This window comes from Nitrospinota bacterium (assembly GCA_016217735.1).
Classification (GTDB): domain Bacteria; phylum Nitrospinota_A; class UBA7883; order JACRGQ01; family JACRGQ01; genus JACRGQ01.
Genome location: JACRGQ010000044.1, coordinates 1 through 24,551, shown reverse-complemented (window position 1 = coordinate 24,551; position 24,551 = coordinate 1). Strand labels below are relative to the sequence as shown.

General features: G+C 58.7%; 23 protein-coding genes. 17 read left to right on the top strand and 6 right to left on the bottom strand.

Annotated features, from left to right (window positions below; all coding sequences use genetic code 11):
- Positions 1–53: 53 nt before the first annotated feature.
- Together HZA03_07460 and HZA03_07455 are read left to right on the top strand one after the other, a co-directional pair.
- The gene (locus HZA03_07460; protein MBI5637789.1) at positions 54–1,115 is read left to right on the top strand and encodes a HEAT repeat domain-containing protein; all 1,062 of its coding nucleotides are present in this window, start codon (positions 54–56) and stop codon (positions 1,113–1,115) included.
- Positions 1,112–2,518, top strand: a complete 1,407-nt coding sequence (locus HZA03_07455) for a glycosyltransferase family 2 protein (GenBank protein ID MBI5637788.1) — start codon at positions 1,112–1,114, stop codon at positions 2,516–2,518. Before HZA03_07460 ends, HZA03_07455 begins: the two co-directional genes overlap by 4 nt.
- Before the next feature lie 26 nt (positions 2,519–2,544).
- Here the strand turns inward: HZA03_07455 and nadA are convergent, their stop codons facing one another.
- Positions 2,545–3,462, bottom strand: a complete 918-nt coding sequence (gene nadA / locus HZA03_07450; protein ID MBI5637787.1) for a quinolinate synthase NadA — start codon at positions 3,460–3,462, stop codon at positions 2,545–2,547.
- Between the two features lie 120 nt (positions 3,463–3,582).
- Between nadA and HZA03_07445 the strand changes: the two genes are divergently transcribed.
- Positions 3,583–4,140 (top strand): heme-binding domain-containing protein, encoded by a 558-nt coding sequence (locus HZA03_07445; protein ID MBI5637786.1) that lies wholly within the window; start codon positions 3,583–3,585, stop codon positions 4,138–4,140.
- On the opposite strand, the gene HZA03_07440 is transcribed toward HZA03_07445, so the two are convergent.
- From HZA03_07440 to HZA03_07430, 3 genes are all read right to left on the bottom strand, one after another.
- Positions 4,088–5,200 (bottom strand): hypothetical protein, encoded by a 1,113-nt coding sequence (locus HZA03_07440; GenBank protein ID MBI5637785.1) that lies wholly within the window; start codon positions 5,198–5,200, stop codon positions 4,088–4,090. The two genes, HZA03_07445 and HZA03_07440, sit on opposite strands and share 53 nt — an antisense overlap.
- 11 nt (positions 5,201–5,211) lie before the next feature.
- Positions 5,212–5,514, bottom strand: a complete 303-nt coding sequence (locus HZA03_07435) for a metal-sulfur cluster assembly factor (protein ID MBI5637784.1) — start codon at positions 5,512–5,514, stop codon at positions 5,212–5,214.
- A 78-nt stretch (positions 5,515–5,592) separates the two neighbouring features.
- The gene (locus tag HZA03_07430; GenBank protein ID MBI5637783.1) at positions 5,593–6,912 is read right to left on the bottom strand and encodes an HDOD domain-containing protein; all 1,320 of its coding nucleotides are present in this window, start codon (positions 6,910–6,912) and stop codon (positions 5,593–5,595) included.
- Between the two features lie 347 nt (positions 6,913–7,259).
- Here HZA03_07430 and HZA03_07425 point away from each other — a divergent pair, with 347 nt between their 5' ends.
- The 10 genes from HZA03_07425 to pyk all read left to right on the top strand — a co-directional run bounded on the left by HZA03_07425 (position 7,260) and on the right by pyk (position 18,945).
- The gene (locus tag HZA03_07425) at positions 7,260–8,978 is read left to right on the top strand and encodes a response regulator (protein MBI5637782.1); all 1,719 of its coding nucleotides are present in this window, start codon (positions 7,260–7,262) and stop codon (positions 8,976–8,978) included.
- Positions 8,979–9,061: 83 nt separating this feature from the next.
- Positions 9,062–9,520: an Hsp20/alpha crystallin family protein gene (locus HZA03_07420; GenBank protein MBI5637781.1), complete on the top strand. Its 459-nt coding sequence runs from the start codon at positions 9,062–9,064 to the stop codon at positions 9,518–9,520.
- Positions 9,513–11,954 carry an endopeptidase La gene (gene lon, locus HZA03_07415; GenBank protein MBI5637780.1) on the top strand — a complete coding sequence of 814 codons (2,442 nt, stop codon included), beginning with the start codon at positions 9,513–9,515 and terminating at the stop codon, positions 11,952–11,954. The genes HZA03_07420 and lon overlap by 8 nt, the downstream gene beginning before the upstream one ends.
- Positions 11,955–11,963: 9 nt before the next feature.
- The gene (locus HZA03_07410; protein MBI5637779.1) at positions 11,964–12,638 is read left to right on the top strand and encodes a hypothetical protein; all 675 of its coding nucleotides are present in this window, start codon (positions 11,964–11,966) and stop codon (positions 12,636–12,638) included.
- A 51-nt stretch (positions 12,639–12,689) separates the two neighbouring features.
- The gene (locus HZA03_07405; protein ID MBI5637778.1) at positions 12,690–14,771 is read left to right on the top strand and encodes a thioredoxin domain-containing protein; all 2,082 of its coding nucleotides are present in this window, start codon (positions 12,690–12,692) and stop codon (positions 14,769–14,771) included.
- A gap of 19 nt (positions 14,772–14,790) precedes the next feature.
- Positions 14,791–15,372, top strand: coding sequence for a thioredoxin family protein (locus HZA03_07400; GenBank protein MBI5637777.1), 582 nt, complete (start codon positions 14,791–14,793; stop codon positions 15,370–15,372).
- 48 nt (positions 15,373–15,420) lie between these two features.
- Positions 15,421–15,852, top strand: a complete 432-nt coding sequence (locus HZA03_07395; GenBank protein ID MBI5637776.1) for a transcriptional repressor — start codon at positions 15,421–15,423, stop codon at positions 15,850–15,852.
- Positions 15,852–16,601 carry a metal ABC transporter ATP-binding protein gene (locus HZA03_07390; GenBank protein MBI5637775.1) on the top strand — a complete coding sequence of 250 codons (750 nt, stop codon included), beginning with the start codon at positions 15,852–15,854 and terminating at the stop codon, positions 16,599–16,601. The genes HZA03_07395 and HZA03_07390 overlap by 1 nt, the downstream gene beginning before the upstream one ends.
- 15 nt (positions 16,602–16,616) lie before the next feature.
- On the top strand, positions 16,617–17,426 hold the full coding sequence (locus HZA03_07385; protein MBI5637774.1) for a metal ABC transporter permease: 810 nt from the start codon (positions 16,617–16,619) through the stop codon (positions 17,424–17,426).
- 88 nt (positions 17,427–17,514) lie between these two features.
- Positions 17,515–18,945 (top strand): pyruvate kinase, encoded by a 1,431-nt coding sequence (gene pyk, locus HZA03_07380; protein ID MBI5637773.1) that lies wholly within the window; start codon positions 17,515–17,517, stop codon positions 18,943–18,945.
- A 59-nt stretch (positions 18,946–19,004) separates the two neighbouring features.
- On the opposite strand, the gene HZA03_07375 is transcribed toward pyk, so the two are convergent.
- Together HZA03_07375 and HZA03_07370 are read right to left on the bottom strand one after the other, a co-directional pair.
- Positions 19,005–19,310, bottom strand: coding sequence for a cupin domain-containing protein (locus HZA03_07375; GenBank protein ID MBI5637772.1), 306 nt, complete (start codon positions 19,308–19,310; stop codon positions 19,005–19,007).
- 123 nt (positions 19,311–19,433) lie between these two features.
- Positions 19,434–19,820 carry a hypothetical protein gene (locus HZA03_07370; protein MBI5637771.1) on the bottom strand — a complete coding sequence of 129 codons (387 nt, stop codon included), beginning with the start codon at positions 19,818–19,820 and terminating at the stop codon, positions 19,434–19,436.
- A 220-nt stretch (positions 19,821–20,040) separates the two neighbouring features.
- Between HZA03_07370 and HZA03_07365 the strand changes: the two genes are divergently transcribed.
- The 4 genes from HZA03_07365 (at position 20,041) to HZA03_07350 (ending at position 24,430) form a co-directional block, all read left to right on the top strand.
- Complete coding sequence (locus HZA03_07365; protein ID MBI5637770.1) at positions 20,041–20,415, top strand: helix-turn-helix transcriptional regulator; 375 nt, start codon at positions 20,041–20,043, stop codon at positions 20,413–20,415.
- A 216-nt stretch (positions 20,416–20,631) separates the two neighbouring features.
- On the top strand, positions 20,632–21,498 hold the full coding sequence (locus HZA03_07360; protein MBI5637769.1) for an alpha/beta hydrolase: 867 nt from the start codon (positions 20,632–20,634) through the stop codon (positions 21,496–21,498).
- A 366-nt stretch (positions 21,499–21,864) separates the two neighbouring features.
- Entirely contained in the window at positions 21,865–22,035 is a 171-nt protein-coding gene (locus tag HZA03_07355) for a cob(I)yrinic acid a,c-diamide adenosyltransferase (GenBank protein MBI5637768.1), read from the top strand.
- 133 nt (positions 22,036–22,168) lie between these two features.
- Positions 22,169–24,430, top strand: a complete 2,262-nt coding sequence (locus HZA03_07350; protein MBI5637767.1) for an ATP-binding protein — start codon at positions 22,169–22,171, stop codon at positions 24,428–24,430.
- Positions 24,431–24,551 lie beyond the last annotated feature (121 nt).

Genomic DNA, 24,551 nt, shown 5'->3' with positions numbered 1-24,551 from the left:
TTTGTAAAATAACGTTCCGGTTTTTCACCGCTTTTGCATTAGTCTAGGTAGCCATGATGGATATTGTTTACCGCGAAAACACCGATCTCATTGTGCGTTTTGCGCTCGGTATCGGCGTTGCGGCGCTTGCCATGACGGTTCTTATGATCGTATCCATTCTTCTGATGCGGGGGCTTTTTTTAAGCCGTGATCGGCAACGCCAAGAGTTTATGGAGCGGTGGCGGCCGGTTTTTGTGGAGGCGCTATTCCAGCCGCCGGGGGCGATGCCCCTTCCGCGCGGGGAGGAGCGGCTCTATTTCCTCTACCTGTTTAACCATTATCACTCGCTCATGAAAGGGGAAAACCGCGAACAGCTCAATCGCTTGGCCGATGCGGCGGGTATTCGCTCGTTTGCCCGCGGTTTGATACGGAAGGGGAACATGCCCCGCCGCATTGTCGCCTCATACGCACTCGGATTCATGAAGGACGAATCGGTTTTTGACGCATTGATAGAGGGGGCCAGTGACGAAAACACCCTGCTTTCGCAGGCGGCCGCCACCGCCGCCGTGCAGATTGATCCCGTCCGCGCCGTGCCGCTGCTTTTGCCGAAGCTGCTGCACCGCGCCGACTGGCCGGTATCCAACATCGATACGTTGCTGGCCATGGCGGGGGAAGAGGCGGTATCTCCCGTGCTGCGCGAGAGCATCATGAATGCCGCCGAAAAGGAGGCCCCCAACCTCATCCGTCTGCTCGGTTCAGCCAGCGAGGAGGCAGCCTCCGCCTGCATCGGCTATTGGCTGGAGCGGGCGCGGGAGGGCGAAACCATCTCGGCTTGCCTCCAGATGCTGAAAGACGCGCACTATCTGCCGCTGGTGCGGAGCTACACCAAGCACCCCACCTGGTATCTCCGTTTGCAGGCGGTCGCCACCCTGGGACGGATAGGTCACCGAAACGATGTGGCTATGATCGTCGGCTTGCTGGCGGACAAGGAGTGGTGGGTGCGCTACCGCGCCGCCAGCGTGTTGGCGGATATGCCGTTCCTCACGCATCAGGAAGTAACCGCCATCCGCGACGCGCAGACCGACCGCTATGCGCGCGACGTTATGGACACCGTGATGATGGAGCGGGGCCGATGAACCTGGCGTTTTCATATATTATCCCGGCGGTACAGTGGTTCTTTTTTCTCTACTTCGTCGTGGTGAACCTCGGTTACATGATGCTGAACGCGGTAGCCCTGTCGGCCATCTATAAATATATGCAGCGGCGGGCGATGGAAGGAATGGAGAAGCAGTTCTCCCGCCTGAGGCCGCCGGTGAGCATCCTCATTCCCGCCTATAACGAGGCGGCCACCATCAGTTCGTCTGTCCGCTCCATGTTGCAGATCAATTATTCGGAATACGAAGTGGTGGTGATCAACGACGGTTCGCGCGACGATACGTTGGCGGCGCTTAAGCGCGATTTCGGTCTGGTGATGGTGCCGGAAGCGGTGCGGCGGCGGCTGGAATCCAAGCCGGTGCGGGGGGCGTACGTCTCCCGCCTGCACCCCAAGCTGCGGGTGATCGACAAGGAAAATGGCGGCAAGTCCGATTCGCTGAACGCCGGTATCAACGCCTCCCGGTTTCCGCTTTTTTGTTGCGTGGATGCCGACAGCATTTTGGAGCACGACAGCCTGACGAAGGTGGTGCAGCCGTTTTTGGAAGACCCGCACACCATCGCCGCCGGCGGCAGCGTGCGTGCCGTGAACGGCTGTACCGTGAGCGGCGGGCACCTGCTTAAGTCGGCCCTTCCCAAAAACCCGGTGGCGCTGTTCCAGATCATTGAATATTTTCGCGGATACCTGATCGGGCGGCTGGGGTGGAGCGAGCTTAACTCGCTCATGATCATCTCCGGCGCGTTCGGCCTGTTCAAGAAAGAGGCCGTCATCGAAGCGGGCGGGTACGATACCGGGACGGTGGGGGAGGATATGGAACTGGTGGTGCGGTTGCACCGCCTTATGCGCGAAAAGAGGAAAAAATATTCCATCAGTTTCATACCGGACCCGGTCTGCTGGACCGAAGTGCCGGAAGACCTTGTCACTTTGCGCGGCCAGCGCATCCGGTGGCAGCGGGGCTTGGCGGAGAGCATGTATCTTAACCGGTCGCTTCTTTTCAGCCGCCACGGCGGCATGGTGGGGTGGTTCACCATGCCGTTCCTCATCGCGTTCGAGCTGTTCGGCTCGGTTATCGAGGTGGCCGGGTTCTTCTTCACCATCATCGGTTTTTTGCTGGGGGTGGTTTCGCTCAAGGCGTTTTTGGCGTTTATCTTCCTCGCCATCGGGCTGGGGATCATGCTCTCGGTGAACTCGCTGCTCATCGAGGAGCTTTCATTCAAGGTGTACAAGAAGCCGTCGAACGCGCTGACGCTTTTCCTGTTCGCCGTGGCGGAAAACTTCGGCTATCGGCAGTACAACAGTTGGTGGCGCGTGGTGGGGCTTTGGCGGTTTGCCGCCGGCAAGCGCGGAGGGTGGGGCGAGATGAAACGCCGCGGCCTGGAGCGGTGAGCCCGGTTATCCCCGCTTTATACCGTTCAATCCCGCGGGACGGCCAGCATCCGTTCCAGCGCAAGGCGCGCTTTTGAAAGCACCGGCTCCTCCACTTTGATGACGTGCTTCATGTCGCGCAGGGAATCGCGCACGTCTTCGATGGTGGTGATCTTCATGTTCGGGCAGATGAGGTTCTTCGAGACGAGGATGAACTCTTTGCCGGGGTTTTCCTTCCGGAGCCGGTACATAATCCCTATCTCGGTGCCGATCAGAATGGTGCGGGCGCCGCTTTTCCGGGCGTAATCGTACATACCGCTGGTGCTCCGTATGGCGTCGGCCAGCGCCAGCACGTCCGGCGGGCACTCGGGGTGCGCCACGAACGGCGCGCCGGGATGGCGGGCTTTGAACTCCAGCACTTCGCCGGCGGTCAAAAGCTGGTGGGTGGGGCAGAAGCCCTTCCAGTATGAAAGCTTTTTCTTTGTCTTGCCGGCCACATAGCGGGAAAGATTCATGTCCGGGATCATGTAGACCTCGTCTTGCGGAAGGCTTTCCACCACTTTCACGGCGTTGGCCGAGGTGCAGCAGATGTCCGATTCCGCCTTCACCTCCGCGGATGAATTGACATAGCAGACGATGGGCGCGCCGTTCAGCTCTTTCTTTTTTTCGCGCAGCGCGGCGGCGGTGATCATATCGGCCATTGGGCAGCCGGCGTCCGGATTTGGCAGCAGGACGGTTTTGCGCGGGGCGAGGATGGCGGCGCTTTCCGCCATGAAGTGAACGCCGGCGAAGACGATCACCTCCGCCGCGCTTTCCGCCGCGATCTGGCTCAGCGCCAGCGAATCGCCGCAGTGGTCGGCGATCTCCTGCACTTCGTCGCGTTGATAGTTGTGGGCCAAAATCACCGCGCCGCGTTCTGTGCGCAGGCGGCGTATCTCATCAAAGATGCCGTTGTGGTGTTGCATGCCCCCAATGTGTCATATCAACCTCCGCAATTCAACCGGTTTTGGAATCCGTCCGGTTCCCGCCCGGACATGAAAGCACAAAATGACTTATAATGTGCGCTACTTAGCAAAGGGGGAATCATGAGCCATTTGAGTTTGAAACATATTGCCGGGGTTGTGGCCGCAATCGCCTTTTTGTTCCCCGCCGTAACCATCTTGGCCCACGGGGGGAAGGAGCACGGCAAAGGCGGAGAGACGCCCGCGGCGGCCGGTCAATCCGCCGCACCGCCGCCCGACGCGGTCGCCCTCAACGTGATCAACAACCATTACCTGCGGGACGTGAAGCCGATTTTCAAGAGGGTTTGTTTCGACTGTCACTCCGAGCAGATCCGGTATCCCGCGTATTACGTCATTCCCGGCATACGCCAACTGATCGACCACGATATCAGGGAGGCGCGGGAACATATCGACATGAACGCCGATTATCCGTTCAAGGGGCACGGCACCCCGCTGAAAGACCTCAAAGCCATCCAAAAGGAGATGGAGGAGGGGGATATGCCGCCGCTGAGATACAAAATCACGCATTGGAAAGAGCGGCTCACCGGCGAAGAGAAGCAAATCATCCTGCGGTGGGCAACTGATGGGATCAAGCTCCTTCCCGCCGCGCCGGAGGAACCGGCCCCCGCCGCCGGGAAATAAGGCCGGCGCGCACCGCCAACGCGGTATTGATCAAAAAGATCAACAGCGCAACACCGTTGAGGGCCGCTCCGGCGGCGCGCACTGTTTCGTTCATCGCGTGATCCCCGCCCACGCGCATCAGCAGCGAAAGGTGCAGCACCGCCACATGCAGGTAAAATACGGGACGGAACGGCACTCCCAGGTTGAGCACGGCGGGAAAAATGATCGGCGCGTGGCCGAAGATCATGCTGAAGGCGAAGCCGAGGAAAAGCGAATGCAGCAGGGCATCGTATCGGTATCCTGAAGCCAACTCCGTTCCCCCCAGCAGCATCGCCCCCGCCATCGCCAGCCATAGATAGCCGGCCAGCAGGCAGACCGCCACGAAACGGGTAAGCCCTTCCTGTTTGACGGTGCGGCGGGCCACATCGTACACGAGCATCCAGAGCGAAAGCAGAATGAAGCCCGCGCCGGTGAGCCGGTTGCCCCACCCCGCGCCGCCGGCGGCGGCGATAACCCCGGCGATGGTGATTGCGGCAAAGACGGCGAACAGGACATTCACGCGCGGCGGGTGCTGGAGAAAGCGGCTCAATTCCAGCCGCTCGCCCGCGATGGTGAGCACAAGGAAAAGGCTCCACCACAACACGAAATCGGGGAGCGGGTAACCGCGAAGCCAGTAGAGGTTTCCCGCCAGCCACGCCACAGCCCCCAGCGCCATGACGGCGTTGAAAAACGCCGGCTGGCGGCGGAGCACCACGCCGTACATTGAAACAAGCAGCAGGGAAGAAAACGTCACCGCCGCCGCGCCGATTTCGGCGCCGGCCAGGAACAGCAACGTGCCGAACCCCGCCAGCGCGGGGGCGGCGTAGCCCCACGGGGCGCCGAGGGCCACGGCCCGTTCGAGGCCGATCACCGTTCCCAGAAAACCGCCGATCATGAGCGCGCCGTGGGAAGCGGCAAGGTTTTGGGCCGGCACGGGAATATCGATTCCGGCGCGCAACAGGCCGGCGTAAACACCGGCCAGCAGACAGAACATCCCGGCCGCCAGCAGCGGGAACCGGATGCGGAGCCAGATGTTGTTCATGGCGCGGCCTTTCAGCCGACCCCCAATTTCCGTTTCGCCGCTTCCGACATCATGGCGGGTTTCCACGGCGGATCCCACACCATCTCCACCTGGACATCGCTGATCTCGGGCAGCGCGCCGAGCACCGCGGCGCGCGCCTGGGTCTTCATGTATTCCGTCACCGGACAGGCTGCGGTGGTCATGGTCATGGTCACCTTCATCGTGCCGCCGTCGATGGCAACGCCGTAGACAAGGCCCAGATCGACGATATTCACGCCGACCTCCGGATCGATCACCGCTTTAAGGGCGGCCAACACTTCATCTTTTGTCGCCATAATTTTTCCTTATATGTTCCCGCCCCCATAATACGTCCGGGTGGAAAACAGTTGGCTGACTTTTGTCAGGGTGGGGGACTACCGGTTGCGCTCGGCATTCTCGATGATGTCGCGCATCTCTTTGGGGTAGAGCCGCTTGTTTTTCGCCAGGGCGGGGAGCAGGCGCGCCAGAAGGTCGCCGGGCGAAACCGGCTTATTGGCAAGAAGGGCTATGTACTCCTCCAGCCAAACGCCGGGAGCCTCCTCTTCCCCCCCTTCCAGCATGCCGGCGCAGGCGTGCGTCACATGCAGCAATGCCATGTGGGGGCGCAGATCGTCCGGCAGTTTCTCCGGCGGGAAGTACCGGGCCTGCTCCTGCATGCCGATGGCGCGGCAGATGAGGGGAGGAAGCTCCCACGTTTGCAGCAGGTGTTCCCCCAGGCGCGCCGGATGCAGCAGGCCGATGAACGGGGCCAACTGCGGGTTCTGCCGTTTCATGAGGAGCGTCACCGACTTGCCGATATCGTGCAACAGGCCGATGGTGCCGCCAATACCGGCCAGTTCTTTTCTGCCGATGGCGGCGGCCAGTTCCGCGGCGATGAGGGAAACCAGATACGAGTGGCGTTGCAGGCGCGTGAATTCCTGCGTGGGCGGCATGGTGCCCTTGATGCCGGAATCCATGACGATCTGGTAAACCTGGTTGGTGCCGAGGAAGATAAAGGCGCGGTGGATGTCGGCCACCTTCTCCTGCAGGCCGTAAAACGGGGAATTGACCGATTTGAGAAGCAGGCTGGTGAGCGACGGGTCCGTCTTGATCGATTCGGCGATCTCCGCCATGCCTATTTTCTCGTCCATCAGCTTTGTGGCGAGTTCGGTGGCGTAGCGCGGCAATTTGGGGATTTTTTTGACGATATTCTGGATCAACTCGGCGTTGGTGCAGGCCTCGCTTTGCGCCTCCTCGTGGCCGGCATAGTTTCCCAACCGGTCGATCTTGCCGATTCGGTTCACTATCTGCCCCTGCAGCGCTTCCATGCGGCTTCCGGCGAGCGCCAGCAGGTGTTTTTGCACATGAACCTGGAGTTTTTCGGGGAGCGCCGCGAACGTCTGCGGGCTGAACGCCAACAGTTGCGCCGGCCGGATTGCCACCGCCGTCGCCGCGCGGGGCGAATCCCGCAGCATCGCCATTTCTCCCACCCACTCGCCGATTCCCAGGGTGGCAAGCGGTATTTTGGCGCCGGATACATTCCTGTATATGGACACCTGTCCTTCGACGATGAGAAAGATGGTTTTGTCTTTGTCCCCCTCTTTCATAATGAAATCGCCGGGGGCGAAGCGTTGCTGCCTGGCAATGTTGTAGATGGTGGCAAGTTCCTTTTGCCCCAAGTCCGCGAACGCCGGAATCTTGTCTTTCGAAAGCATTAACATCCCCTGCATGGTGATTGCACAGGTTTAGACCTCAAGCCTTTTAGCGCCCGCCATTTTGACAATGGTTTGCGGCAAATTCCGTTTTCCCCATTTTTATCGGGGCGGAAATTATGCTGAAAAGATGCTAAACCGTTACACACTATATCATAGGACGCGGAAGGGGATATTCGGGCCTGTTTGATATTCCATAAAAGGCTCCCGTTCCCGGCCCGCGCAACTTTTTCTTATGGGAATTACCCGTGGGGCCGCATAAAATGTTGTGGTTGCAATTAAAATTTGCAACAAACAGTCATTGTGTCTATTGATCGTGTATTTGTGATGTTTCAGAAGAAGGGTGGCACATGTCCGATCCCGCCGACAGGGTGAATGGAGCCGCATTGCCGGGAGACCCGCGCGGGGATGTCCTGCGCGAGCAGATGCGCCTGGCCATCGGGCAGATACCGCCGATGCAGGGGACGTCGTTTCTGGTTGCGGTGGTGCTCGCCGCGGTCTACTGGAATCTTGTGCCGCATGCCCAGGTGGTGGCATGGGTTCTGATGATAACGGCGGTTGCCGTATCGCGGTATTTCCTGTACGTCTGGTTCCACGCCGCGGGGCACGGGTTTTTTGACGGTGAAAGCTGGCGGCGGCGGTATGAAGTCAGCACGCTGGTATCGGGAATTTTGTGGGGCATGTCGGCCATTTTGCTGTTCCCGCCCGGCGATCAGGTTATGCAGTCATTGCTCCTTCTGGTTATGACCACGCTCGCGGCCACCACCACCGTTTCCCATTCATCGATAAAAAGCGCCCCGCTGTTATGGACGGTTCCGGCCATCTTGCCTTTCGCCGTGCGTGGCTTGATGGACGGCGGCCTGTTCGGCTACGCCATCGGGACGTTATTGCCGTTGTTTATCCTGACCCTCGGGTTTTATTCATTCAGGCTCAACCGGACGATTGCCTCATCCATCACGCTTCATTTTAAAAATCTTGCGCTGGTGGAGGACCTGCGTCAGGCGACGCGCCTGAAGGATCAGTTTGTTTCGCTCGTCTCGCACGATCTCCGCGGACCCATAGCGGGCATCAAGTCGACGGCTGATTTCACCCGGCAGATGCTCCGGGAAGGGGATGGGGCGGAGAAGGCGGACGGCCTCGTCGTCTCCATTTCAGAACTCGCCGCGGCGCTGCTGGATTTGCTGGATCAGCTCCTCGATATCAGCCGTCTGCAGACCGGGAAAATCACGCCGATCAACCGCACGTTTTTCGTGCGGCAACTCGCCGCGGAGCGGATGCTCATGGCCGCCCCGGCGGCGGAACAGAAGAATATCGCCATCCGCAACGAATTGCCAGAGGATGCGCGCGTATTGGCCGACCGCGCCTTGTACGGGCAGGTGATCGGCAATCTCCTTTCAAACGCCATAAAGTTCAGCCGTCCCGGCGGCGTCATACGGATATACGCGCCCGCGGCGGAAGGGGCATTTGCGGTCGCCATCGAAGACCGCGGCATCGGCATCCCGCCCGGGGTGGTGGGGGATATTTTCCGGCACGAGGTAAAGACCTCCACGGTGGGGACGGGCGGCGAGCGGGGAACCGGCCTTGGCCTGCCGTTCTGCATGGACATTATGAAGGCGCACGGCGGCGCGATAGAGGCCGATTCGCGGCCGGGGGAGGGGAGCACCTTCATCATCCGCTTGCCGCTGACCGGCCGGACGGCGCTGGTGGTGGACGACTTGGAGGCGCACCGCGCCATCTTCAAGCGGGCGCTGGCGAAGGTGGGGGATGTGACGGTGGCCGAGGCCGAAAACGGCCGCGATGCGCTGGAAGAACTGCGGCGCTCCACCCCCAACCTGATTATCACCGATATCGAAATGCCGGAGATGAACGGCATCGCGTTGTTGAGCGCGGTCCGCGGCGATCCCCGCTTCAGGGATATCCCGGTCGTTGTCGTCACCTCGAACCGGGGGGCGGGCCGGGAGGCCGTGCAAAAGCTCCGCGAAGAACTTTTGGCGATTGGCGCCAGCGATTTTCTGGAGAAGCCGGTTATCGAAGAGGAGTTTATCCGGTGCGTGCGGCGGTTTCTTTAACGCCGGTTCCGCCGCCGGGCCGTGCGCGCGCCGCGCAAACCGTCAAAAAACGTTCCTGTTGATATGGTAGACTTTCAATTGCAATGGGCGAACGGGACAGGAAAGAAAAGAAAAAGGCGGGCCGGGGGGAAGATGTTGTTTTCCGTCCGAAATATATCGGCGAAGCCGCCGTCAACGCCGCCGACGCGTATCTGCGCGACATCGGCTTTGCGGCGATGGACATCCGCGAGGACGACGAGGCGATCAACGTCGAGGTGGAACTGTCCGGGGTTAACCCGAAAGACATCAGCGTGACGGTCTACAATGATATTCTCACCATTGAAGGAGTGAAAAAGGAGCCCGCAATGCAGGGGAAAGCCGCCGCCTTCCACTGCGTTGAACGGACGTTCGGTTCATTCAAACGAACCTTCACGCTGGGCGCGGCGGTGGATCAGCGGAATATCGAAGCGGAGTGCAAAAACGGCATTTTGGCGCTGAAGCTGCCGAAAGTCGCGGAGAGAAGGAAACCCTCACATACCATAAAGGTGCGCATATATGAGTGATGCCGGGAAAGACGAAGAACGGACGCCGGAAAACGGCCAGACGGAACTGAAGGTGCCGGAGTTCCTGCCGCTGCTGCCGGTGCGGGACATAGTGGTTTTTCCATACATGATCCTGCCGCTGTACGTGGGCCGGGAACTGTCCATAAACGCCGTTAACGAAGCGCTGGCGACCAGCCGGATGATGTTGCTGGTGGCGCAGAAGGATCAGGGGAAGGACGATCCCGAGCCGGAAGACCTCCACAAAATCGGCACGGTGGTGACGGTTGTCCGCATGGTGAAAATGCCGGATCAGCGGGTGAAGATACTGGTGCAGGGGCTGGCCAAGGCCGCCATCCTGGAATATGTTTCGCAAAAGCCGTTCATGAAAGTGCGGGTGGAGCAGTTCGCCGAAGAGGCCGAAGAGAAAGTTCCCAGCATGGAGGCCGAAGCGCTGGTGCGCGCCGTGAAAGAGCATTTGTCCAAGATGCTGGAAAAGGGGAAGGCGATATCGCCCGACATCCTCGCGGTGGCCGAAAGCATCGAGGAGCCGGGCAAGCTGGCCGACCTGGTGGCGAGCAACCTGGGGCTCAAGGTGGAGGACGCCCAGGCGGTGCTGGAAACCGCTTCGCCCCTGAAGCGCCTGGCGAAGATCAGCGACCTGCTGGGCCGGGAACTGGAGCTGCTCTCCATACAGGAGAAGATACAGACGCAGGCCCACGACGAATTTACCAAAACGCAGCGTGAATATTTCCTGCGCGAGCAATTGCGGCAGATACAGAAAGAGCTGGGGGATTCCGACGACCGGGGGGCGGAAGCCGTCGAACTGGCCGAGAAAATAAAAAAGGCGATGATGCCCGAGGCTGTGGAAAAGGAGGCGCACAAGCAGCTTTCCCGGCTCGCCAAGATGCACCCCGAATCGGCCGAAGCTACCACGGCGCGCACGTATCTCGACTGGCTCATCGACCTTCCGTGGTCCGTGCATACCGAGGATGCCATCGACATTCCGAAGGCGAAGAAGGTGCTGGACGACGACCATTACGACCTTGAGAAGATCAAGGAACGCATCCTCGAATACCTCGGCGTGGCGAAATTGAAAAAAGAGATGAAGGGGCCGATACTCTGTTTTCTCGGCCCCCCCGGCACCGGCAAGACCTCGCTCGGCAAATCCATCGCCCGCGCGCTGGGGAGGAAATTCGTGCGGATGTCGCTGGGCGGCATGCGCGACGAGTCGGAAATCCGCGGCCACCGGCGCACCTATATCGGCGCGCTCCCCGGCCGGATCATTCAGGGAATCAAGACCGCCGGTTCCAACAACCCGGTGGTCATGCTGGACGAAATCGACAAGCTTGGCATGGATTTTCGCGGCGATCCCGCCTCGGCCCTGCTGGAAGTGCTCGACCCGGAGCAGAACTGCACGTTCACCGACCACTACATCGCCGTGCCGTTCGACCTTTCGAAAGTGCTGTTCATCTGCACCGCGAACACGGCCGATCCGATACCGGGGCCGCTGCGCGACCGGATGGAGATACTGACGCTTTCCGGCTACACGGAAGAAGAGAAACTGTCGATAGCGAAAAAGTATCTCGTGCCGCGCCAGATGGAGGCCAACGGCGTAAGCGCGAAACACATCAAATTCGGCGACGACGCCATCCGCGCCGTTATCAACAACTATACGCGGGAAGCGGGGCTTCGCAACCTGGAACGTGAGCTCGCCACCGTCTGCCGCAAGGTGGCGCTCACCGTGGCGGAAGGGAAGGGGAACGGCCCGGTCAAGATCGCCGCCGGCAATGTGAGCAAGTACCTCGGCACGCCGCGCTTCATGCGGGAAGAGGAAAAGGAAAAGGCGCAGTTGGGGGTTGCCACCGGGCTGGCCTGGACGCCCTTCGGCGGCGAGATCATGCACATCGAAGTAACGACCATGCGGGGGAAGGGGAATCTCACCATCACCGGCAAGCTGGGCGAAGTGATGCGCGAATCGGCGCAGGCCGCCTACAGCTATTGCCGCGCCAACGCCGCGAAACTGGGGATCGCCACCGACACCCTCACGAACAGCGACATCCACGTCCACGTTCCCGCCGGGGCGATTCCGAAGGACGGCCCCAGCGCCGGCATCACCATCGCCGTGGCGCTGGCCAGCGCCCTGAGCGGCAAGCCGGTGCGCAACGATGTGGCGATGACCGGCGAGATCACCCTGCGCGGCAGGGTGCTTCCCATCGGCGGACTGAAGGAAAAAACGCTGGCCGCCATGCAGGCCGGCATAACCACCGTTATCATTCCGGAGCAGAACCTGCCCGACCTGCAGGACATCCCGGACTACGTGAAGAAAAACCTCACGTTCATCCCGGCCCGGACGGTGGACACGGTGCTCCAAAACGCGTTCAGGGGCGTTTCCACGAAGCGGGCGGAATCCACCCCGGCCAAAGCGCGGGGCGCGGCGAAGAAAAAGAAGAAGTAGGGGGAGCGTATGACTGAAGATCAGGCGGGGCCGGCACCGGAAATAAAGACGATGGAACCTCCGGCGGCGCGGCCACACGGCGTGGTCGATATCGCCGGCTGGTTGCGCGAAGGGTGGCGGATTTTTAAAACGGAGCCGCTGGTCTTCATGCTGGTTACCGCCATTTTCGGCATACTGTTGATCATCGCCGCCAATATTCCGCTGGCGGGACTTTTGATCGCCGGCCCCCTTACCATTGGCTTCTATCTGGTCGTGGCCGATATGGCGCTTGGCCGTGCTTTTAACGTCTGGCGTCTTTTCGAGGGATTCAAATTTTTCCTTCCGGCCCTTGCCGCGAATTTGGCCGTCACCTTCTTTTCCATCATCGGATTCATCCTGCTTATCATCCCCGGCATTATCGTTATGGCGTGGTATCTGTTCACCTTCCTTTTTATCGCCGACCGGGGGTTCGGCTTTTGGCGGGCGATGGAGGCGAGCCGCCAACTGGTGCGGCAGGATACCATCGGCTTTATTTTTTTCCTTTGCGCCATGGTGGTGGTGAATCTGTTGGGGGCGCTCTGCCTTCTGGTCGGTCTTTTCGTCAGCATACCGGTCACCTATATTGCCACGTTCGCCGCCTACCGCAAGCTGGCGGGACTCCAGAAGCTGGCCGAACAGCCGGCTCCCCCGCCCGTCCACATCTGACGAGTTTTTTTCGCGTGCCGCGCTCTCCGCATATGGGGGATAATTGAATGTATGAGCAAGCATGCAAACCGCTTGGCACAAGAGCAAAGCCCCTACCTGCTGCAGCACGCGCATAATCCGGTCGACTGGTTTCCGTGGGGGGATGAGGCGTTCGCGAAGGCGGCGCGCGAGGACAAGCCGGTATTCCTTTCCATCGGGTACGCCACCTGCCACTGGTGCCATGTGATGGAGCGGGAGTCGTTTGAAGACGAAGGGGTGGCGCGCCTTTTGAACCAATCGTTCGTCTCCATCAAGGTGGACCGCGAAGAGCGGCCCGACATCGACGGCGTATACATGACCGTATGCCAGATGCTGACCGGCGCGGGCGGCTGGCCGCTCACCATAATCATGACGCCGGGGAAAAAGCCGTTTTTCGCCGCCACCTACATCGGCAAGCACGCCACGCGCGGCCTCATGGGGATGATGGATTTGCTGCCGCGCATCGTCGACCTGTGGAAAAACCACCGCGGCACACTGGCGGAATCCGCCGAAAAAGTAACGGAGGGATTGCAGCGGCACTCCGCGGCCAGCCAGTCCGGCGCGGCGGAAGAGGGGTTGCTGCGCGAAGCCTATGAAGGCCTCGCCACAACCTATGATGATGAGTACGGCGGTTTTTCGCGCGCGCCGAAATTCCCGGTGCCGCACAACTTGATGTTCCTGCTGCGCTACTGGAAAAGGACCGGCGAGGTGAAGGCGTTGGCCATGGTTGAAAAGACGCTCACCGCGATGCGGCACGGCGGCATTTACGATCACGTCGGTTTCGGCTTTCACCGCTACAGCACCGACCGGCGGTGGCTGGTTCCGCACTTTGAAAAGATGCTCTACGACCAGGCGCTGCTCGCCATCGCCTATGCCGAGGCGTTTCAGGCCACGCTCAATCCGCTCTTCGCGCGCACCGCCCGCGAAACGTTGAGCTATATCCTGCGGAAGATGGCCGGCCCGGAATGCGCCTTTTACAGCGCCGAAGACGCCGACAGCGAAGGGGTGGAGGGGAAGTTCTACGTGTGGCGCACCGGTGAAGTGGCCGATGCGCTGGGGGAGGAAGAGGGGGAGCTTATCTCCGGCCTCTTTCACATGCGCGAAGACGGCAATTACGCGGACGAGGCGGACGGCGGACTTACCGGCGCGAATATTCCGCACCTCCCCAAGACGGTGGAGGAGTACGCCGCCCTGACCGATATCGATCCGAAAATGCTGAAGGCGCGGCTGGAAACCGCCCGCATCCGGCTGTTCAACGCGCGCGAAAAAAGGGTGCCGCCGTTGCTGGACGATAAAATATTGACCGATTGGAACGGCTTGGCGTTGGCGGCGCTGGGAAAAGGGGCGCGGGTGTTCGGCGATGCCAGCTTCGCGCGGGAGGCGGCACGGGCGGCCGATTTCCTTTTGCATACCATGCGGCGTCCGGACGGCACGCTGCTGCACCGTTACCGGAAAGGGGAAGCCGCCATACCGGGCAACCTGGACGACTACGCCTTCCTCACATGGGGGCTGATCGAGCTGTACGAAGCGGTGTTCGACCCGAAATACCTGCGCGCGGCGAAAGAACTGGCCGATACGATGCTCCGCCTTTTTGCCGACGAGGCGGGCGGATTTTATTTCACCCCCGCCGGCGGCGAGGCGTTGCTGGCGCGCCGCAAGGATATCTACGACGGCGCGTTGCCGAGCGGGAACGCGGTGGCGGCGCTGAATCTTTCGCGCCTTGCCCGTTTCACCGGCGATGAATCGTATGCCCGTCACGCCGATAAAACGCTGGCGGCCTTTGGCGGGGCGTTCGGCAAAAACCCGGATGCCTACGGCTTTTCGATGATCGCGCTCGATTTCGCGCTTGGGCCGACCGCCGAAGTGGTCATCGCCTCGCCGGGGGACGCGGAGCACGCCGCCGCGCTGCTCAAGCCGCTGAACGCCCCTTTCGCGCCGCGCCGGGTTGTGCTGTTCGCCGGAAAGGATGAGGCTGCGGCGCTGGCCGCCATCGCCCCATACACAAAAGGGATGACGCCGGTTGACGGCGAAGCGGCCGCCTATGTCTGCCGCAATTTCACCTGCGCGATGCCGGTTGCCGATCCGTTGAAGATGACGGAACTTTTGGAAAAATAATTCACCGAAGGAGGAGATTATGGTTCTCACCGCTTCCACCATGCTGCCGCTCGGCACCAAGGCTCCGTCTTTTTCGCTGAAAGACGCCGGCGGCCGCGCCGTTTCGCTAAACGATTTCAACGCCGCACAAGCATTGCTGGTCATCTTCATGTGCAACCACTGTCCCTACGTGAAACACGTTGGCAAAGAACTGGCCGCGCTGACGAAGGAGTACATGGCCAAAGGGGTGGCGGTGGCCGGCATCAACAGCAACGACGCGGAAAAATATTCCGATGACAGTCCCGCCAACATGGCACGGGAGGCGAAAGCCGCGGGTTACGTTTTTCCCTACCTGTTCGACGAATCGCAAGCGGTGGCGAAAGCCTACCGCGCCGCCTGCACGCCGGAATTTTACGTATTTGACGGGAACCAAAAGCTTGTTTACCGGGGACAGATGGATGCCAGCCGTCCCGGCGGCAACATCCCGGTTACGGGCGTGGACGTGCGCCGCGCGCTGGATGCGGTGTTGGGCGGCACGGAAGTCGCCGGCGAGCAGCGTCCCGGCATGGGCTGCAACATCAAATGGAAACCGGGCAACGAACCGGATTACTTCCGCCCATAGATTGACTATCGGGCGGGAGAGGGGTATAAATAGAAATCATTTCTATTTATGAAAACACACACCGATTATCCGGCGCTCCTTAAAAACCTCGGGCTGAAAGCCACGCCCAAGCGGCTGGCCTTGCTGTCGGTTTTGGAAGAAGAGCACCGCTACCTGAGTCCCGAAGAGATATGGAAAAAACTCAAGCGCCGATTCAAAAGTCTCGGCCTGCCCACCGTCTACCGCAACATGGAAGAGCTGGAACGCCACGGCGTCATTTCAAAAGTGCTGCATTCCAACCGGCAGCTCTACTACTACTTCTGCCCCAAAGCGGGGCACCATCACCACTTTGTCTGCATGGAGTGCCATATGGTGGAGGACCTTTCGGTCTGCGCGGTGCGCGAGATGGAAAGGGATATCAAGCGCCGCATCAAGGGAACCGTCACATCGCACATCCTGCAGGTGAACGGCCTTTGCGGCGGCTGCGCGGGAAAACAGTGATGGACATCCAAAACAGCGCCATCGCCGTGACGGGGCTTACCGTCAGTTACAACAGCCGCGTGGCGCTGGACGACATCACGTTCAGCGTCGCCAAAGGCGCCTATCTTGGCCTCGTGGGGCCGAACGGCAGCGGCAAGAGCACCCTGATAAAAGCGATGCTCGGCCTCAAGCAGGCCGCCGCCGGGGAGGTCTGGTTTCTCGGCCGCAAGCGCGCCGATTTCCGCGAGTGGCCCCGCATCGGTTACCTGCCGCAGAAAATTTCGCATTTCAATCCGTATTTCCCCGCGACCGTGGGCGAGATCGTGGCGCTGGGCCTTCTTTCGCGCAAGATGGAGCGCGCGGCCGAAACCGCGGCGGTGGAGGATGCGCTCGGCCTGCTGGACATCGGCGGCATCAAGGATAAGCTCATCGGCGAGCTTTCGGGCGGGCAGTTGCAACGGGTGCTGCTGGCGCGCGCCATCGCCGGGCGCCCCGATATCCTGCTGCTGGACGAGCCGACCACCGCGCTCGACCCCGAAACGCGCGAACGGTTTTATGCCACGCTGGAGGCGCTCAACCGTGATCTGAAGACAACTGTGGTGCTGGTGACGCACGACATCGGCACCATCGGCAAATACGCTTCGCAAATGCTCTACCTCGACAAGAAAGTGGTTTTCCACGGCGGCTTTAACGATTTCTGCGGATCGGGCGACATGAAAAAGTACTTCGGCGAATACAGCCAGCACGTGATCTGCCACCGGCATGATTGAACCCGGATTGAAATTATGGCTGAGTTTTTAACGTATAGTTTCGTCTGGCGCGGACTGGCGGCCGGCTGCTGCGTGGCGGTGATCTGCTCCATGCTGGGAGTGGTGCTGGTGCTGCGGCGGCTATCGCTCATCGGCGACGGACTGGCGCATGTATCCTTTTTCGGCGTTGCCGTCGGGCTGCTTCTGCGGGCCACGCCGGTGTTTGTGGCGATCCCGGTGGTGATGGCCAGTTCGCTGGGCATTCTCAAGCTGGCGCAGCGGGCGCGGCTTTATGGCGACGCGGCCATCGGCATGGTGTCGGCCGCCGGAGTGGCGGGAGGGATCATCCTCGCCTCGTACGGCGGCGGTTTTAACGTCGACATCTTCAGCTACCTGTTCGGCAATATTTTAGCCATCGGCGCGGCGGAGATGTACCTCTCGGCGGCGCTTTCGGTGGCGGTGGCGGGGGTCATGCTGTATTACCACCGCCCATTGCTTTCGGTTTCATTCGACGAGGAGTTCGCCGCCGTCTCCGGCGTGAATACCGGCTACATAAACACCCTGCTGGCGTTGCTCACCTCGGTGGCGGTGGTGCTTACCATCAAGATTGTCGGGATGCTCCTTACGTCGGCGCTGGTGATAATTCCGGCGGTCACCGCCATCCAGCTTGGGCGCGGTTTTCGCGTCACGATGGCGATAGCCGCGCTGCTGGGGGTGGTTTCGGTGATCGCCGGGATGGCGCTTTCGTTTTATGGCAATATCCCCGGCGGCGCGGCCATCGTGCTGGTGAACATCATTTTCTTCTTTCTCTCATTCCCCTTAAAAAGGTTCGGCGCGCAACTGTAACTCCTTTTGCCGCATGGGCCGTTTTCGGGTTACACTTGACGTAGTGGGAGTTCTTTTCGCTATGGCTTGAACCGGGGAGGAACGCGGTATGGGCGTGATGAAACAAACAAAAATTATTGCTACGCTGGGGCCTGCGTCCGACGGCCCCGCCGCGGTCAAACGGCTTATCGCCGCGGGGGCGAACGTCTTTCGCATCAATTCATCGCACGCTTCACCCGAGGAGATCCGCCGCCAGATACGCAACGTGCGGAAAGGCTCTAAAGCGACCAGCTATCATGCCGCCGTGTTGCTCGATCTGGGCGGCCCCAAAATCCGCGTGGGGGAATTCGCCGCCGGTGAAACGGACTTGCGCGATGGCAAAGAAGTCCTCTTGAAGGTTTCCAGCGCGGTCAGTGATGGTTCCTTTATTCCCGTGCAGTATCAGGGGTTTTATGGCGACGTGGCAAAGGGAAACCGGGTGCTTTTGGACGATGGCAAAATGGCCCTTCAGGTGGTTGAAAAGAAGGGGGGCATCGTCCACGCCAAGGTATTGAACGGCGGCACTTTGAAGAACAAGAAAGGGATCAACCTGCCGGAAGCTTCCATCAGCGCCGATCCCATTGCCGAAAAAGATTTGCGCGACCTCAAGGCCGGTTTGGCGGAGGGGGTGGACTATGTGGCGCTTTCGTTTGTGCGCGAGGCGGATGATGTGCTGCGGCTTAAAAAGCTGATTGCCCACGCCGGTTCGCACGCCGAGGTGGTGGCAAAAATCGAGCGGCACGAGGCGGTGCGGAACATAGATGCGATCATCGAGGCCTCGGGCGCGATCATGGTGGCGCGCGGCGACCTTGGCGTCGAGATGCCGCTGGTGCAGGTGCCGGTGATCCAGCGGGACATAATCCACAAGTGCTGCGCCGCGGGCAAGCCGGTGATCGTGGCGACGCAAATGATGGAGTCGATGCTGAACAGCCCCCGGCCCACGCGCGCCGACATTTCGGATGTGAGCGTGGCGGTGCATTCGTACGCCGACGCGCTGATGCTTTCGGGCGAGACGGCGGTGGGGCGTTATCCGGAAGAGTGCGTGCGGGTGATGGCTGGCGCGGCGATAGAGATGGAACGCTACCACCACGATAAGGCCAGGGTGCTCTCTTGGGATATTTCCCGCGATAAGATCACCGAGGTGAACCACGCCGTTGCGCGCGCCGCCGTGAGCTTGGCCGACATTTTGGACGCCTCCGGCATCATGGTGGTAACCGACAGCGGCTACATGGTGAAGCAGATCGCCGTCCTGCACCCGAACACGCCGCTATTCGCCTTCACGCGCTACGATTATACGTTGCGCAAGCTGGCGTTGGTGCGCGGCGCGGTGCCGTTTTTGCAGAAATTCGGCAATGAGATAGCGCAAAGCCTGCCCGGCATGCTGGCGCAGCTCAAGCGGCGCGGATTGGTGGAGACGGGGAACAGGCTGGTGCTGGTTTCCGGTATGCGGATGGACGGCCCCACCGCGCCCAACATGGTGCGCGTCGAGATCGTCCCGTAACTCCGCCTCACTCCTCCCCTCACATGAGGGGAGGAGAATTCGGAATCCGGGAAAAATTGTCAGCCGGTGATGTGGACGGCGAAGGCGGTCAGCTTTTCCACCGCTTGGATGCCGCGGGTTTCGCCCTTTTCGATGAATATCATGTCGCCCGCCGATACCGCGATATCTTTTCCCTCTATCGTCATGGTTGCCTTGCCTTCGACGATGTAAAAGACCCCCGTGCCGCCGGGGTGGGGCGGGATGAACTGGCCGGGGTTCATGCAGATGAGCGGCACTTTCAGGCCATCCGCCATGCGGAGTATCTGCGGCTGGAAGATGGGGTTAAACCGGGTACGTTCGGACAGCGTTATTTTTTCCATCGGCATTCCCTCACAATTATGGTGTCGGCGGTATTGCAGGGGCAAATATAGCGCATGGACGGGCGGGGAGGTATCACAAAAGTCATGCCGCCTCGCGGCGGCCCGGCATCCGCGAGGCGCGCCGCGCCGTCAGCGGCGCGTGGCCTGCCGCAGCACGCAGTTCAGCAGAAGCTCCACCGCCGTGATATCCCGTTCGGGAGCGTTCAGGAAGATTTTGCGGAGCATGAGCGCCGTATGCACGAAGCGGCGCTGGCGGGCGCCGGTTTCGGCGCCGGAATCAACAAACCGCAGTTTGTCCATCCTTCCTTCCAGCGCCGGTATCTGGCCGGTGAGCAGCCAGTCAATGGAGCAGCCGGTGCCCCTTTGCAGCTTAAGCAGGTTTTCATAGGTGGGGATTTTCCCTTTTTGCCAGTAGTTCTGAAACAGCCCTTTCTCGATGCCGCATTTGCGCGCGAAGGTATAGGGGCGATCCCCTTTCATGAGCACCTGGAGACGGTACTTGAACGTTTCTGTCATGGTATTTCTCCCGGATGGTTGGTTTGGCGGACATGGTTATGAATGATGGAAAATAAAGTATATAATTTACCCCGTCCCCTCCGGCCCTCCGCGGAGGACGGGGAAGGGGGAGGTGAAAGTAGTAATAATAAAACCGTGCGGCGTCCCATGTGGTGGAGTTAAACGCATATATGCGTAAAAGTCAAGCGATAAATAATTCCATGTGCGTAGCGGGGGTTTGGTGTCCGGCGCGGTGAATCTGGCCGAGGTGGGGAAGCGCCTCAAAAAACTGCGGGGGGATGTTTCGCAGGAGGCCGCCGCCGCGGAGGCCGGCGTATCGCAGGACATGGTTTCCCGTTGCGAGCGGGGAATGGCCTATCCGCCCCCCAGCTATCTTTTTTGGATTGCGGCGCGCGGGTTTGTCACCGTGGACTGGATTTTGACCGGGCGCAACCCGGATCAGTATTCCAAGGCGGTGGCCGACGTGCGGAAAAAATACGGTCCGCCGATGGCTCCCGCCGAGCGGGCGCTGGTGGAAGCCTACCGCAAGGCCTCCGGTGAAACGCAACAGGCGATCCGCCTGCTGCTCAAGCTGGAAAAGGCCAAAGCGGAATAACTCCGGATTATTCACGGCGTTGCCGTTCATAATCCGGAAACCGTCGATCTTTTGAAAATTATCGCGTTGGCTTGCATTTTTCTTGGTCAACATACTGTCAATATGTTTCCCGCGAAAAATGCTTCGCCGCCGCGCCTTTTCAAAAGCTTGACGGTTTTCCCGCTATATTCGGTGAATAAAGCGGGTTAACCCCGGAAATTGCTTCATAATAGGCGCATGCGCAAACGCTTCGCACTCGCCGCCGTCACGATGGCCTTTCTTCTGGCCGTGCCGGCCTGCACCGGCGTTTTTTACCAGCCGGCGGGCAGGCTTTACGCCACGCCGGTCGAGGCGGGGCTTCCGTACCGCGAATATATCTTCACCGCTCCGGGCGGCGCGCAACTGGGAGGATGGTGGATACCCGCCGCCGAAGGGACGGAAGAGAAGGGGACGATCATCCACTGCCACGGCAATGCGCAGAACATGACGGCGCACTTCATGAACGTCGCGTGGCTGGCGAAGGAGGGGTACAACCTTTTTGTGTTCGACTACGAAGGGTATGGCGCGTCGGAAGGGGTGGCCACTCCCGCGCATGTCAATGGCGACATAGTGGCGGCGCTTGAGGCGGGAATGCAGCTCACGCGCGAACGGGAACGGAACATCGGGCGCCGGCTGAAGGTGATAGCCTACGGGCAATCGCTGGGCGGGGCGGCGCTGGCGCGGGCGTTGGCGGATTTTGAAGAAAAGGCGCGGCTGAGCGGCGTGATTGAAGAGGCGGGGTTTTATTCCTACCAGGCCATCGCGCGGCAGAAGCTGGCGCAGTGGTGGCTCACGTGGCCGATGCAGTGGCTCGGCCTGTTGCTGGTGTCGGACGAGTATTCGCCCGAACGGCATATCGCATCCATCGCGCCGGTGCCGCTGCTGGTGGTGCATGGCGATGCCGATGCGGTGGTGCCGGTTTCACACGGGCGCAGGATCTTTGAACTGGCGCGCGATCCAAAGGAATATTGGGAGATCCCCGGCGGCGGGCATATCGAGGCTTTTCATGTGAACGGGGGCGCGTATCGCCCCCGGCTTTTGGCGTGGCTTGCCGCGCTGCCGTGACGGCGGCGGCTGGAACCCGCGAAATGCGCATAATGGCGCTTCACATTGCATCGCCGAAATTTTTATGGGGAGCGGAGGCTGATGACCGCATGGTTCGCGGCGCACTGGATAGCGGTATTGGAATTCAGCGGCGCGCTGCTCAACGCAAGGCATGAGCTTTCTTGCATGGATATTCGCCAACAGCGCCCCGATGATCTGTGATCTTAACGCCGGGCTTTATTGGCGGGCGGGACGGGGTCTTGCTTTATAGCATTTCAACTCAACAGATTTATGCCCACCGGAGGAAGAAAGCTTTGGAAATATTTCCGGGTGCCGTACCTTTGAAGGGTACCTCCGCGACGGTTTGTACGCGGCAGGCTCCATTATATTTCGCCGCTCCCAAGTCAAGCCCGGCATGACACCGCCACGCACCTTATTCTTGCCGGGCGCGGCGCAACGCCGGAGCTGATTGCGCTGGCCGACATGGTGAGCAATATCGATTCTATCAAGCACCCGTATGAGGCCGGCATCTCCGCCCAAAAGGGACTCGACTTTTGACCCACAAAAAGTTGACTGAATAACATGGATTTCTTGACTGCATATGCCGGATGGCATAGCATAAATATCATTGTAAACAGGGTGATGGAAGCATCAAGCAACCTTGTTCTCCGTAAATGTGTGGGAGGGGTAAATGCCGGGTGACGTTAAAAACACCGCTCTTTGGAAGTATCTAAGTAAAATAGATCACGATAAATCCTATGTAGGCAAACTGTCCGAACTGAAAATGAAAGTAGGACTTTGGCTTTCGTACACCATTCCCACTTTTGAGCATTATACGGCCCACACTATTGAGCATAGTGAGGAGATCATCCGCCAGCTTTCCTGCCTTCTGTTTATAGAACGTAATTTCGAAAAACCGGCCGTACAGCTATCAGCCGTGGAGGTATATATTTTAATAGCTGCTGCTTATCTTCACGATGCGGGGATGGTGGTTTCCAACGATGAAAAGGCGAAAATCCTTAGCTCGGAAGGGTGGAAGAAATGGGTTGGTGAAGGGGGACAAGCAGCGAGTGACTACAAAGAAATATGCGCGATGGAGGATAAGGCTACTAACGAAGAGCAGAAGTATTATTCAAATGTCTATTTGCGGCAGATTATCGCGGAATATTTGAGAAGGGAACACCATACGCGATCTGCAAGATTGATTACGCAGCACGAACAAAGCCTTGCCCAGTTCGGCTTTGACGATCCCAACTTAAAAAAAGCTATTAGCGATGTCTGCTTGGCCCATGGTCTTGACCGTGCCGATCTGGAAAACAAGGATCGATATCCTGAAAGAACAGACATCAGAGGGGATATCGTAAACCTTCGGTTCTTATCTTATTTGCTACGCATTGGCGACCTGTTGGACATCAGTAACGACCGTGCTTGTCCCTTGTTGCTAAATGCCGCTTCACCGCTTCCGTCCACCAGTTATGCACACTGGAGTAAACACCAAAAAATAGTACACCGCCTGACCGCGACCGACAAAATAGAGATAACAGCAAAATGTGATACACCAGAAGAACACAGACTCCTCATGTCGTGGTGCAAATGGCTGGTGGATGAGGTAAATGACGCGGGATCAGTCATGCAAAATGCCGCTAGGCATAAAGAATGGAAAAAACCAATAATAAAGCTGGAAGGTGAAGGCGCAACCATTAATATTGGCCGCAGCGTTGCGGCAAAATATATCCCATTTGACTGGAAATTTGAGCTTGATCAAAAGGCGATATTTGAGCGATTGATACGCGATGCATATGCCGACCCATCTGCATTTGCCCGGGAACTGATCCAAAATGCTTTGGATGCGAATCGTTGCAAAATGTATCTCGATCTGAAAAGTGACGGCAAGGATCTGCCCAAATGCCCAACGGAAGTACCAGAAGACGTACGGCAGAAATACCCCATAAATATTAGATGGTATGAGGAAGAGGTGCCAAATATCCTTGCAAATAGGACTGAAACCCATCAGGTCTTTGAGATAGAAGATTCTGGCATTGGGATGGATGATGAAATCCTTCACCGTTTTTTTCTTCAAGCAGGCCGCTCCTACTATGTAACAGACGAGTTTAGAAGTAAATTTCAGTTTATTCCAATGAGCCGGTTCGGCGTTGGTTTTCTTTCGGTGTTTGCGGCGAGTGACCATGTTGAGGTAGAGACTTATAAGGATTCTTCCGGCAGTGTACATAACAATTTGAAAGTTACTTTAGGCGGGTATCAGTCTTTCATTCTTTTGGAAGAGGGTGAACGGCGCAAGAGCGGAACTAAAGTAAAAGTCCGCTTAATGAACGGGCTAGATGCTAGTGGGGCTGATCGAGTACTTCGAGTAAGGAGGGGGTTTGCCCAAGTGCGCAAATTATGCCTTCGCGTTGAATTTCCAATTTACATAGACAGCCCAGGAGGAAAGCATGAGATAAAGGCTGAACGGCCTGAGGACTTTATTGCAAAAGTACTGGTGGCAGACGAGGCAGGGGCTTTTTTTGAAATCGACGCAGTACCCATGAAGGGGGATGGATTTGAAGGGGAATTATATTTCTATTTATATAGACATAGGGAATGGATCGAAATTAAATCTGCAAATTGGATGGAAACCTATTTTAGGAACCACCCCCACCAAGAGCGTCTTCCACTGATTGGAGATGTGGAATGTATTCAGGGGCTGAATCTCGCCTTAGACCTCCGACGCCGTTACATCGAAAAAAGCATTAATCGCAGGTTTGATTTAAGGGGGAACATAAAACTATCACTTTCAAGAGAATGGATAGACCGAAATGAATCCCAAAAATATAAAGAATATAGAGCGGCTGTTGAGAGTCAGATTGAGGATTACCTCTTAAACCATCTTGCTAAGACAAAAGTGCCCGACGAGCTTTGGATGTATAAAAATCGGCTTCTATACATAGCGACATAAGTAATTGCGCATAACTGCAAAATGGTTTATCCTGCACCAAAAGGGGGCAAGCCATGAGAAAACTGGAAATCAAGGACGCTGAAATAATGAAGATAGCCGTTCAACAGGAAATTATCCGTTC